Below are 10868 nucleotides of genomic sequence, written 5' to 3' on the forward strand. Positions count from 1 at the left end.
TCGTTTTTCACATAACCCAATATCTCAAGCTGCTTAGAAATAGCATTATCGATCAACCTGACTATTTCTTGAGTTTTCTCGTCACTTTCGCACTTCCCACTCTCTAATTTTTTGGCTCTTCGTCGTTAGGTGTGGAATCAGGCCCCAGTCTTGGTTCACCATAATGCCTCCACGACGACAGGAGGCATGGAATGGACGGCACCCAGATTCTGACTCTCGGCCTAGGTCTGCAAGCGCCTTGGATTCTCAAGGACCAGTACCTGGATACGTCGGTATCGCCCCACCGGTTAGAGCTCTTTGTTGAGGCCGAGCGTGGCAGCCTCTATCCCTGTCCGGATTGCGGCAAGGCCTGCCCAGCTCACGACTTCGCCGATAAGACCTGGCGGCACCTGAACTTCTTCCAGCACCACTGCCATTTGCATGCCCGCGTGCCTCGCACCAAGTGCCCCGAGCATGGCGTCAAGCGTATCGAGGTGCCCTGGGCACGACCGGGCAGTGACTTCACCCTGCTGTTCGAACAAGCAGCCATGTCATTGGTTAAGGAGATGCCTGTACTGGCTGTATCGCGGCAGTTGGAAATAACTGATAAGCGCCTATGGCGCATCGTGCATCACTACGTAGGCCGCATGCTGGGGGAGATGGATCTGAGCAACGTGGCCGCCGTCGGAGTCGACGAGACCGCATCCCGACGCGGCCATCGCTACGTCACCGTGTTCCTCGACATGCAGCGCAAGCAGGAGCCGGTACTCTTCGCTGTGCCCGGGCACGGCAAGGCCGCCATCGCCGCCTTCAGCGCTTTCCTGGCGACACATGGTGGCGATCCAGACAACGTAGTCGAGGTGTAAGCGTTCATTCCACGACGTTCTGCCACCCCGCTAAAATTCGCCCTAAAGTAACCTCACAGTTTCCAAGCGAGGTTACCCCCATGAGAAAGCACCGCACACCCGAACAGTGGCAGGCCCTGGTCAATCAGCAGCGAGACAGTGGTCTGTCAGCTTCGAAGTTCTGCAAACAAGAGAACATCGGCTACGCCAGTTTCTGCAACTGGCGCAAGCGCCTGTCCGATCAGGCGGCCGGTGACTCAGCGGATTCCGGCGAAGCCGGTTTTCTGGACCTGTCCTCTCTGATGGGTGCAGCGCAGTCCGGCCCAGGCTGGAACATTGTGCTCAGCCTCGGCAACGGCGTCGAATTGCGGCTGAGCCAGAACGGATGATCGGGCTCGATAGTCAGGCGCGCATCTGGCTGTGCACCGAGCCCACGGATATGCGCAAATCGTTCCGGGGCCTGAGCGCCCTGGTCCGGAATCAGTTGAAGCACGACCCACTCAGTGGCCAGTATTTCGTCTTCGTCAATCGTCGCAAGACCCAGATGAAGATGCTGTATTTTACCGCTACCGGTTATTGCCTGTGGGCCAAGCGCCTGGAGCAGGGGCAGTTCCGGGTGCCGTTATCCGCCTCCGGTCAGCGAGCCCTGACCCTGACGGATCTGCAACTACTGATCGATGGCATCGAGGTGCAGAAATACCGCCAATTCAAGCGTTTTCGAGGGGTATAGAAGACGGACTTCCGGTATAATGTCGGCCATGAATTCAACGGCTTCCGACCCCCAACCCAATGCACCTTCCTACTCGGCCCTGGCCGAGGAAAATGCGTTGCAGCGCGAGCAGTTGGAGGCCCAGGCGGAATCCATTCGGCAGTTGAAACACCAGTTAGACTGGTTCAAGAAGCAGCTGTTCGGCCCCAAATCCGAGAAACAGGTTTACGATATTCCGGAACAGGACAACCTGTTCCAACCGGATGACGCACCGCTACCGGAACAGCCTGCCGAGGAAGAAAAGCGCACCATCAAGGCCTACCAGCGCGGCACCGGCAAAAAGCAGCGCGATGACGACTGCCTGAACGACACCGGCCTGCGCTTTACGGCGGATGTACCGGTGGAAGTGATCGAGCAACTGCCGCCGGAGCTGACCGGGCCGGACGCCGACCAATACGACATCATCGGCACCAAAACCACCTACCGTCTGGCCCAGCGGGCCTCCAGCTATGTGGTGCTCAAATGCGAACGCCCGGTGTTCCGTCGTAAGGGCACGGATCAAAAACCTGTGACAACACCAGCCCCGTTCAACGTGCTGGACAACAGCCTGGCCGATGTCAGCCTGCTGGCCGGGTTGCTGGTGGACAAGTTCCAGTTCCACCTGCCGCTGTATCGCCAGCACCAGCGCATTCAACAAGCGGGTATTACCCTCAGCCGCAGCACCCTGACGAACCTGGTGAAGCGGGCCATCGACCTGCTTCGGCCCATTGTGGACGCCCAGACCGACAACGTGCTGCGCAGCCGGGTGCTGGCCATGGACGAAACACCCATCAAAGCGGGCCACCAGGGCCGGGCAGGCCCGCAGAAAGGCAAGATGAAAACAGGCTGGTTCTGGCCCCTATACGGTGATGACGACGAAGTGGTGTTTACCTACTCGAACAGTCGGGGCCGACTGCACATCGAGCAGGTTCTGAACGACCAATTCAGTGGCACTCTGATCAGCGATGGTTATGCCGCATATGCCCGCTATGCCGCGGCCCAGAAAGGCATTACTCATGCTCAATGCTGGGTGCATAGTCGCCGTTGCTTCGTTGAGGCCCAAAAGGATCATCCTGAGAAGGCCACCGAAGCCCTGCAACAGATCGCGAAGCTGTACCAGATTGAAGATACCATTAAGGAAAAGGAGCTCACCGGCGAGAAGAAGCGTCAATACCGGCTGGACCATGCGAAGCCGGTCGTCAGCGGCTTCTTCCAATGGTGCCGGGATCAGTTGGGGCAAGGCGGCCTGTTACCCAGTGAACCGTTAACCAAAGCCCTGAATTACGTGCTCGGCCGGGAAACGAGCCTGACGGTGTTCCTGGAAGATCCGGGCGTACAACCCGATACCAATCACCTGGAACGGGCCCTACGGCCCATCCCCATGGGCAAGAAAAACTGGATGTTCTGCTGGACCGAACTGGGCGCGGAACACCTGGGCATCATCCAGAGCCTGATCAGCACCTGCAAGCTGCACGATATTACCCCCTACACCTACCTGGTGGACGTGCTGCAACGCATCAGCCAGCACCCGGCCAGTGACGTCAGCGACCTGACGCCTCGTCTCTGGAAAACCCGGTTTGCCGACAACCCATTACGGGCGCTGATCGACCCACGCCATCCTGATCGACAGAGCAAACAGCCGGAGGCTACCGTCCGTGCGCATTGAGGACATGAGCATCGACCAGTTGCTGGAATTGAATCAATACGTCTGCCGGCGCATCGACGAACTGAGGGATCAGGAAAATCTGCAGGCACTGAGTCAGTTGCGGGTGGGCCTGAAAGTAACCTTCGAGGGCCGGGAAGGCCCGGTGCTGGGGATCGTCACCAAGATCAACCGCAAGAGTGTGATTGTTCTGGCCGAGGACGGCACCAAACAGTACAAGGTCTCGCCGGAGTTATTAAGGCCTCTGCGTGACGTGAAGTAGGTCAACTACGTCGTGGAATGAACGCTTACGTCGAGGTGGTCTGCGATATGTCACAGGCCTTTCTCAGTGGCATAGGAGAGCACCTCCCAAAGGCTGAAGTAACCGTTGATTGGTTCCATATTGTGCAAACCTTCACCAAGGCGCTGGATGATGTACGTAAGAAGGAGCGCCATGAGAACGGGCACCCCAAGGGACTGCGATGGGCCGTGTTGAAGAGTCTGGATAACGGCAATCTGACCTCTGGACAGCTAACGGCTCTACAAGAGCTGGTTGCCAATCAGAGCGCCACTGCCGATGCCTGGGTGATCAAGGAAAAGCTGCGCTGGATTCAGAAAGCTCCAACGCCGCGAGCGGCCCGGTGGCGCATCACGAACTACCTCAATGTCATGCGCGAAGCGGTCACCGGAAGGCCGCTACTCAAACCGATGACGAAGGCCCTGGCAACGCTGGAGCGACATGCTGAAGCAGTGGTCAGGCGTTGGATATCTGGCCTGACCAACGCACGACTGGAAGGAATGAACGGCCTGTTCCAAGCCGCCCGTTCACGCGCACGCGGCTACAGGAATGAGGCCAACTTCATCGCCATGATCTATCTGATTGGCAGTCCTGTAGGGCGCCTGCTCGATCAGGCTAAATCCACATGAAACGTCGAAGAACCAATTTTTTTAACTCCTTATCTAACAGCAAGTTCATTTCATTGACAATTTTTTGAATTTTTTTAAATTCTTTTAATTTAGATTTATCCACATACCCTCCCAAAAAACTTTAATACACAACACAGCTATCTATATGTTTTATACAAACCTCCCACACATTTCCCACAAATCTCCTTACCCCTATTCGCTCGCCTTGCACACTCTACTCTCGCATCTTCTTTTGTTTTACAATCAAAGACATGCACCGAGCTTGGCTTTACGCTTTCATCACCGCACAATGGTGTAGTTTTTGCACGCGCTAGAAAACACTCACCGCTAGAATCTTTTTTAGCTTTGTAAAGATGAAGCTCGTTAGTCTCCTCATATTCAACCAAACTATAAAAGTCGAACTCAGATTCTAAATATTTTGCCAAATTTGAGATTGCCATAAGCACTTTCCTTAAAATAAAAGGGCCGACAAAGTCGGCCCTTCATTTACCACTAACTTACCTAACCCATTAACCCAGCAGAGAAAGCACGTTCTGCGGAATCTGGTTAGCCTGTGCCAGTACGGAAGTGCCGGCCTGCTGCAGGATCTGCGCGCGGGTCATGTTGGCGACTTCGACGGCATAATCTGCGTCCTCGATGCGCGAACGGGCGGCGGAGAGGTTGGTCTGGGTGGTGCCCAGGTTCTCGATAGCGGATTCCAGACGGTTCTGGATGGCACCGAGGTCGGAACGCAGGGCGTCAACTTCTGACAGAGCGTTGTCCAGCTCACCCAGCGTCGAGCGCTCAGCGGCAGTAGTCTCATCAGTGGTGAAGTTACCATCGGCATCTTGGAAGATGCGCTGGCCGGAGTCGTTGGTAATGTTGCCATTCGCTTGAGCGAAGTAGCTAACGTCGGTGGTTAGTTCTGAGGTCAGGCTACCATCGTCAGCGCTAAGGCGAACCGCACCGCCTGATGCACCAAGCGCATCGTCAGCAGTACCTGTATCAACGGCAAATGCACCAAATTCAGCCCCGGTCACCGCACCACCAGAAACTGTGAAATTGATGGTTTGAGTGCCAAGCACAGCATCGCCATCTTCATTTTCAACATTGACTGCGATGCTGTAAGTGCCATCAGCCGCACCCTTCAGAGCATCATTGATAGAAGCAGCTGTTACTTCCTGACCAGACAGGCTGACTTCGTAGTTGGCGCTATAGGTATTACCAACGTTAGTGGCATCACCTGTGCCACCAGCAGCCTCAATAGTAACAGAGGCTCCACCTGATGCTACCAGACCAGCCAGGTCAGAGGCAGTTGCATCAGACCCACCGATCTGGAACCTGCCGGTATCTGTATTGTTAGCAAAAAGGTCACCGCCACTGCCAACGAAAACTGTGGTCTCTACGCCATCGATAGTTACAGAGAGTTCGGCACGTTCACCTGCGGTATCACTCTGCGCAGCAGAGCTTAAATTTGCTGTGAGAGTCGCTGCATCAAGTGCAATATCCCCATCAGTGATTGCAGTTGCAGCCGGAGCAATACCACCAGTTTCAAACTTGGTGTTGTTAGCAAACTCAATGGTTGAGCCAGCTTGAGTGGCCAGTGATTGAGACAGGTTATCGATGGTAGCGGCAGGCGGGCTACCGGCAGCATTCTCGGTCAGGTTGCCGGTGGAGTCGAGATAGAGTGTATTGCCACTTGAAGCGCTGGTAATCTTACCGTCTGAGGCAATGGCAATGCGAGTAGTTTCGCCACCAATTTCCACATCGGCTTCGACCGTTTCACCAGCAGTTGCAGGGGTCATCGCTGCAGCAATGGCATCGGCGCCACTACCCAGTGCAAAGGTTTGGCTCTGCTCGAAATTCCCCTCCGCGTTGACGGTGTAAGTCGCATCGCCAACTGTAATAGCGCTGCCTTCAGTCGTCACGCTGGCCAGCACATTGGCTGCAGACGCGAGATTGTTATCAGTCTTCAGCTCATATTCATTGGTAGTACCAACACGCTCAGCACCAGCCAGTGTCAAGCTATCCAGAGACGCGGCAGTATTGGCGACTTCGCCCTTACCGGTTACATTGAAGCCTTCCAGACCCAGTGTCTTGACATTAATTTCTTTCAGGCCAACGGAAATCACTTCACCGTCGTTGGCACCTACCTGAATCCGCATATCGCCGTCAGACTGCAGCACCTTGGTGCCGTTGAAGTTGGTCTCTTCGGAGATGCGGTTGATCTCATTCAGGCGCTGATCGATTTCGTTCTGGATCGACTGGCGGTCTTCTGCAGAGTTGGTGCCGTTTTCGGCCTGAACGGCCAGCTCACGGACACGCTGGAGGTTATCGTTGATCTGGTTCAGGGCGCCTTCAGCAGTCTGGGCAACGGAAATACCGTCGTTGGCGTTACGCTGAGCCTGGGCCAGACCGGTGATCTGGGAAGACATGCGGTTGGCGATGGCCTGACCGGCCGCATCATCCTTGGCGCTGTTGATACGCAGGCCAGAGCTCAAGCGCTCCATGCTGGTTTGCAGCGCGTTTTGGCTCTTTTGCAGGTTCTGCTGGCCGATCATCGAAGTGATGTTGGTATTGATCACTGACATGGTGATTCTCCTTGCGTGTGAACTGGCCGGAAGGCCCGCTGTTCGGCGACATGAAGCGCCGTTGTATTAATTAACGGCAAGGGGGGAAGATTCTTTAGGAAGAAGGGCAAAGATTTGTGTAATTTTTGGTAACTGAAGGAGTGGGGCTATTTGGGGGTGGGGGTAAATCGGTCGCGGGCTGAAGCCGCCTCCCACGGTGGCTCTCAGGTTGGTTCATGCCGGGTTCGCTGTCTCTTGGTTTGGTTGGGGCGCCTGGCGCGTAATTCGGTCGCGGGCTGAAGCCGCCTCCCACAGTTGCTGGCCTTCAGGCTGGCAGTGTGCGCTCCAGATGTGAAACGCCCCCAAAAAAGGGGGGCTGGGCGTGTATTGGGATGGGTTAGCGCTTGCGACCTAGCTGGTAGTCCAGGGCGTCGAACTGTTGGGTGAGGTAGCTGCTCATGCTGTTCATCTGGGCGATCATGGCGTCTAGCTGGCTGAACTGGGTGCGGTAGCGGGCAATGGTGCCCTCAATGGATTTTTCCATGCGCTCGAAGCGCTCGCCCAGGCTTTTAATACGGTTTTCTGCGCCGCTAATGGCCAGCTTGACCACGCCATTGTTGCTTAGCATTTGGTCGATTGTCGTGGAAAGCTTGCCAGCCAGACCGTTCTCTTTTTTATCACCCGCGAAGAAGTCGCTCAGCGCCTGTGGGTTATTGGCTACCAGGTCGGATAGCTTGTCGTCATCCACTGCCAGCTTACCGTCGCGCTGCAGGGTAATGCCTAGCTGGTTCAGGGTGCCTAGCTCGCCACCTTCCACGCCACCGGTCAACACGCTGCGTAAGCGGCTTTCAATGGTGCGCACGGTACTGTCGCCGACCAGTTCGCCTGCGGTTTCGCTGTCGCCGGTAAAGCTGGTGAGTTTGGCAATGGTGCCTTTCAGGTCGTTGAACGCTTTCACGAAGTCGTTGATGGCTTCGCGCTGCTTGAGGGTGTCGCGCTCGACGGTAATGGTACTGGTGGCCGTTTCGCCTTCGGCAATACTCAACTCGGCCAGGTTGAGCGTAACCCCTTGAATGGCCCCTTCAATCTGGTTTTTGGCACTGCTGATGGCAATGCCATTGACCGTGAGCGCGGCATTTTCGCCAGAACGCTTGGTGTCGGCATCTTCGCTAAAGGGCCCTGCTACCGTTGCCGCAGGGTCCTGGCTGGTATCTACAAAGCTGAAGCCTTCAATCGAAGCATCCGCACCTGTAGCCTTGGAGCTGAGCGCCAGGCGGTAGCCTTCCCCATCGTTGATGATGGTGGCGTTAACACCGGCATCCTTGTGGGCGTTAATGGCGTTACGAATGGCTTCCAGGCTGCTGTTGGGGGCAATGGCAATATCGACCGAATCCGCGCCGCCAAAATTGAGCCGTATGGCCGTGGCGCCTTGCAGGTCTAGCGCGGCGTTTTTTTCACCCGTGATGCGGTTAGATGCCAAGGTGCCAGAGGTGGCCAACTGCGACACCTCTACCCGGTAGCTGCCGGGCAGCGCGCTGGCGGTGGTGGTGGCTTTAATGGCATCGCCCCGCACGTTGGCGGAAAGGCTTTGGTAGAGCTTGGGGTCGTTGATTTTAGCCAGCGCATCCTGAAAACCGTTCAGCGACGTTTGCAGCTGGCCGAAAGCCGAAATTTTGGCCTGCTGCTGCTCTTTTTGGCGGGTAATGGGCACGAGTTTGCCCCGCTCCGCTTCTTGAAGCTGATCTAATAAACCGGTGAGATCCAGGCCGGAGCCAACGCCTAGAGAGGTTATTGTCGCCATACCGTCGTTCCTCGGTGCAAAAGGCTAAACCCATGCGCGATGACGCGCTTGTGTCGTCGCTCCTGAGGGGGGTTAAGCAGAGCGATCAAAGGTAAAGTCATTATCGGCGCATCAGCGGAAAACTTGAATGGGGTGAGTGTTTTTTTAAGCTTTGCCTGCACGTCATAAAGTATGCCAGTCACAAAAACGCCTGCTGTTTCCAGCAGGCGTAAGGTAAGGCGGGAGAGCGCTTAGCGGCGGCCCAGCTGGGCATCCAACGCATCGAACTGCTGGGTCAGGTAATCGCTGGTCTGGTTCATTTGGGCAATCATGCCATCCAATTGGCCAAACTGGGTGCGGTATCGGGCAATGGTTTGCTCGATTGACTGTTCCATGCGCACATAGCGTTCGCCCAGGGATTCTACGCGGTTTTCAGCCCCGCTGATGGCCCCCGAGACCGCGCCATTGGTGCCCAACAGCTGCGTTAGCGTCTGGTTGATTTGACCGGCCATGCCCGCGTCGCTGGCGTCGCCTGCAAAGAAGGTGGAAAGCGCCTCCTGGTTGTTGGCAATGGCATCATCTAACTTGTCGCTATCGACGGCCAAAGTGCCATCGCGCTGAAGGGTAATGCCAATATCGCTCAACATGGAAAGCTCGCCTTCCATACCACCACTTAACACGCTGCGTAAGCGCGATTCGACTGTGCGCATGGCGCTATCGCCGGTCAATTCGCCAGCAACGCCCGTTTCGGCATTAAAGCCGAGTTCACCAATGGTTCCTTTCAGGTCGTTGTAGGCGTCTACGAAGCTGGTGATTGCCTCTCGAACGGCGCGGGTGTCTTGTTCTACGGCCACGGTGCTGGTGCCTTCTTCTTGCAGGTTGAGCGTGACCCCTTGAATGGCGCCTTCCACTTGATTAGTGGGGCTGGTGATCTCAACGCCGTTGACATTGAGCAGGGCATTTTGCCCAGCTTGTACCACATCGGTCGCCAGCTCACTGCCGAAGGCGGTGCCAAAGGTCACACCTTCAATGGAAGCTGCGGCCCCTGTTTGGGTAGAACTTAACGCCAGGCGGTACTCTTCACCGTCGAAAATAATCGACGCGGAGACGCCGCTGTCTTGCTGGGCATTGATGGCATCGCGCACGCCTTCCAGCGTGCTATTGGCGCTGATAGCCACGTCGACATCGTCCTGGCCGGCGAAGGTCAGAGTCAGAGAGGTGTCTTCTGCGGTCAGGGCTACCGTGGCATCCGGCACGGAGGTGGTGGCCAGCGTGCCTGCGGTCGCGAGCCGGTCAACGGTAACGTTATAAGCACCGGGCTGGGCTTCGCCATCAGCGGCGGCCGTAATGGCGCTGCCACCAACGTTGGTTGACAGGCTTTCGTACAGGGCGCTGTCGTTGAGCGCCGCCGCCGACGTTTGAAACTGAGACATGGCGCTTTGCAGCTGGCCGTAGGCGGAGATTTTGGTCTGCTGGGTTTCCAGTTGCCGCTCGATGGGCGCCAGCTTGCCCCGCTCGGCTTCTTGCAGTTGGTCTAGCAAGCCGTTGAGATCAAGCCCTGAACCGATACCCAATGATGAAATGGAAGCCATACGCTAATGTCCTTTGTTTATACGCCTCGCTATGTGCTCCGACGCCAATGAATCGTTTAACAGTGTGCTGTATTACTAATAACCTTCGGCCATTTAACCCCAGTCTTTAGGGTTCATCCAATTTTTCATTATTTTCTTGCCGAGCGCATTGTGTTGGCAAAGGCGAATTTCAGCGGCTCACAAGTGAAATCTACGGGCTTTACGTTGCAGACATGTGGCAACCACCCTGCGCGCCCCTCATGGCTCAACATAGACCTTGGTCTAACATCTCGGCTCATTTATAATGCACCGCAGCACATCCTTTTTCCGTGCGATTGCAGGAGTCATCCATGCCCGCAGAAGCGTTATCTCAGGCCTCCAGCGCTGCCTTTCATTTGCAACGCAGCCTGCGCCACTGCCTTTCCCGCGCTGCCGAGCTGCTTTACGAAAGCGGCCACGTCCTTGAAACCATCACCTTGTCGCAACGCGGATTGTCCCGCCATGAGCTGAACACGCTGCGCCAGCAGCAAACTGGCTGGGCCATGTGCCAGCAGGTGTTGGAAGAGAGCGGTGCCGCCACCTACAACAGCTATGGCCGCTGGGTGTTGACGGGCATGGGCCGCGAGCTGATGTTCGATATGTTTGGCCAAGGCGCCGCCGACTGCGCATAAAAAAGGTTCATCGCATTCTGGCGTGAATCAATTGGCCTCCCACAAGTGAGTTGGGCAATGACCCGGCGGGAGGGGGGCTTTAGCCCGCGATGATGGCGGCACCGGTGCTTGCCCAAGCAGTCGCCCAATGAATTGGCCTCCCACAGGCAGGCTAAA

The 10868-nt window shown here is 56.1% G+C and carries 10 protein-coding genes and 1 pseudogene; 7 read left to right on the forward strand and 4 right to left on the reverse strand.

Annotated features, from left to right (window positions below; genetic code table 11):
* Nucleotides 1–191: 191 nt before the first annotated feature.
* From HSS18214_RS18020 to HSS18214_RS18025, 6 genes and pseudogenes are all read left to right on the forward strand, one after another.
* Nucleotides 192–842, forward strand: a pseudogene (locus HSS18214_RS18020) (ISL3 family transposase); the annotation flags it as partial.
* An 83-nt stretch (nucleotides 843–925) separates the two neighbouring features.
* Entirely contained in the window at nucleotides 926–1213 is a 288-nt protein-coding gene (gene tnpA, locus HSS18214_RS0109605) for an IS66 family insertion sequence element accessory protein TnpA (protein ID WP_016915086.1), read from the forward strand.
* Complete coding sequence (tnpB, locus tag HSS18214_RS0109610; protein WP_016915087.1) at nucleotides 1210–1554, forward strand: IS66 family insertion sequence element accessory protein TnpB; 345 nt, start codon at nucleotides 1210–1212, stop codon at nucleotides 1552–1554. Before tnpA ends, tnpB begins: the two co-directional genes overlap by 4 nt.
* Nucleotides 1555–1582: 28 nt before the next feature.
* Nucleotides 1583–3238 (forward strand): IS66 family transposase, encoded by a 1656-nt coding sequence (tnpC, locus tag HSS18214_RS0109615; protein WP_193365618.1) that lies wholly within the window; start codon nucleotides 1583–1585, stop codon nucleotides 3236–3238.
* The gene (locus HSS18214_RS0109620; RefSeq protein WP_011783506.1) at nucleotides 3228–3497 is read left to right on the forward strand and encodes a hypothetical protein; all 270 of its coding nucleotides are present in this window, start codon (nucleotides 3228–3230) and stop codon (nucleotides 3495–3497) included. Before tnpC ends, HSS18214_RS0109620 begins: the two co-directional genes overlap by 11 nt.
* A 17-nt stretch (nucleotides 3498–3514) precedes the next feature.
* Nucleotides 3515–4141 (forward strand): ISL3 family transposase, encoded by a 627-nt coding sequence (locus HSS18214_RS18025; RefSeq protein WP_016915089.1) that lies wholly within the window; start codon nucleotides 3515–3517, stop codon nucleotides 4139–4141.
* Between the two features lie 137 nt (nucleotides 4142–4278).
* On the opposite strand, the gene HSS18214_RS19065 is transcribed toward HSS18214_RS18025, so the two are convergent.
* The 4 genes from HSS18214_RS19065 to fliD (HSS18214_RS0109640) form a co-directional block, all read right to left on the reverse strand.
* Nucleotides 4279–4581 carry a hypothetical protein gene (locus HSS18214_RS19065; RefSeq protein ID WP_156808503.1) on the reverse strand — a complete coding sequence of 101 codons (303 nt, stop codon included), beginning with the start codon at nucleotides 4579–4581 and terminating at the stop codon, nucleotides 4279–4281.
* Between the two features lie 69 nt (nucleotides 4582–4650).
* Nucleotides 4651–6711: a flagellin N-terminal helical domain-containing protein gene (locus HSS18214_RS19515; RefSeq protein ID WP_016915090.1), complete on the reverse strand. Its 2061-nt coding sequence runs from the start codon at nucleotides 6709–6711 to the stop codon at nucleotides 4651–4653.
* 376 nt (nucleotides 6712–7087) lie between these two features.
* A complete protein-coding gene (fliD, locus tag HSS18214_RS0109635; RefSeq protein ID WP_016915091.1) occupies nucleotides 7088–8491 on the reverse strand; it encodes a flagellar filament capping protein FliD in 1404 nt (467 codons plus the stop codon).
* Between the two features lie 230 nt (nucleotides 8492–8721).
* Nucleotides 8722–10062: a flagellar filament capping protein FliD gene (fliD, locus tag HSS18214_RS0109640; RefSeq protein WP_016915092.1), complete on the reverse strand. Its 1341-nt coding sequence runs from the start codon at nucleotides 10060–10062 to the stop codon at nucleotides 8722–8724.
* Between the two features lie 329 nt (nucleotides 10063–10391).
* Between fliD (HSS18214_RS0109640) and HSS18214_RS0109645 the strand changes: the two genes are divergently transcribed.
* Nucleotides 10392–10712, forward strand: a complete 321-nt coding sequence (locus HSS18214_RS0109645; protein WP_016915093.1) for a hypothetical protein — start codon at nucleotides 10392–10394, stop codon at nucleotides 10710–10712.
* Nucleotides 10713–10868: the final 156 nt, after the last annotated feature.

Origin of the sequence: Vreelandella stevensii S18214, assembly GCF_000275725.1 — a bacterium.
Lineage (GTDB): Bacteria > Pseudomonadota > Gammaproteobacteria > Pseudomonadales > Halomonadaceae > Vreelandella > Vreelandella stevensii.